We start from the raw sequence: 584 nt of genomic DNA, 5'->3' as shown, positions 1-584 counted from the left end.
GATGATCCTCGACGGCGGGCTGACCGACAGTTTCGACGCCGCCGGGCCGTTGCTGGCTGCGCTGGGGTGGCTGGTCGGGCTCACTGCGGTGGCGGCCTGGTTGTTCCACCGGGCCCCGGCGAGCCCGCCGCGGCCCGGCGCCGGGCTCTGAACCACCCGGCGGTCAGTAGCTGGCAACGGTGAGCAGCGCGACCGTGTCGGCGACGGCGTCGATCCGGTGCCGGGTGCGGGGTAAGGCGATCAGGTCCCCGCTGCGTCCGTCCCAGCTCGTCCGGTCGGCGACGACACGGATGCGCCCGCGCAGGATGTACACCGTGGCCTCACCGGGACTGACGTGCTCGGCCATGGACTGTCCGGCCTGCAACGCCACGAGAGTCTGCCGCAGCACGTGTTCGTGCCCGCCGTAGACGGTCTCGGCGCTGCGGCCGCTGGGCGCGGCGGCGGCATGCGCGGCCAGGTGCCGGGCGAGCGCATCGAGCGCAAGCTTCTTCATCGCCGCTCCCGGGGACCGGTGCCGGCGTGCACGGCACCCCGCGGAGGGGTGGTGCGCGCGCTGCTGCGGGCGCCTGCGGCGGTGGGCAGGT

At 74.8% G+C, this 584-nt stretch carries 1 protein-coding gene; it reads right to left on the bottom strand.

The genetic code is table 11. The features are described 5' to 3' along the window. Positions 1 to 163: 163 nt before the first annotated feature. Complete coding sequence (locus tag CQZ88_RS28035; RefSeq protein ID WP_102800608.1) at positions 164 to 493, bottom strand: cupin domain-containing protein; 330 nt, start codon at positions 491 to 493, stop codon at positions 164 to 166. Positions 494 to 584: the final 91 nt, after the last annotated feature.

Source organism: Rhodococcus sp. ENV425 (genome assembly GCF_002887785.1).
Classification (GTDB): domain Bacteria; phylum Actinomycetota; class Actinomycetes; order Mycobacteriales; family Mycobacteriaceae; genus Rhodococcus; species Rhodococcus aetherivorans.
Note: the sequence above shows the minus strand (reverse complement) of the source record. Positions and strands in the feature narration are given on the sequence as shown.

Excerpts from the sequence above, each read along its gene's own strand:
- CQZ88_RS28035 (WP_102800608.1), bottom strand. The coding sequence starts at position 493 with ATGAAGAAGCTTGCGCTCGATGCGCTCGCCCGGCACCTGGCCGCGCAT.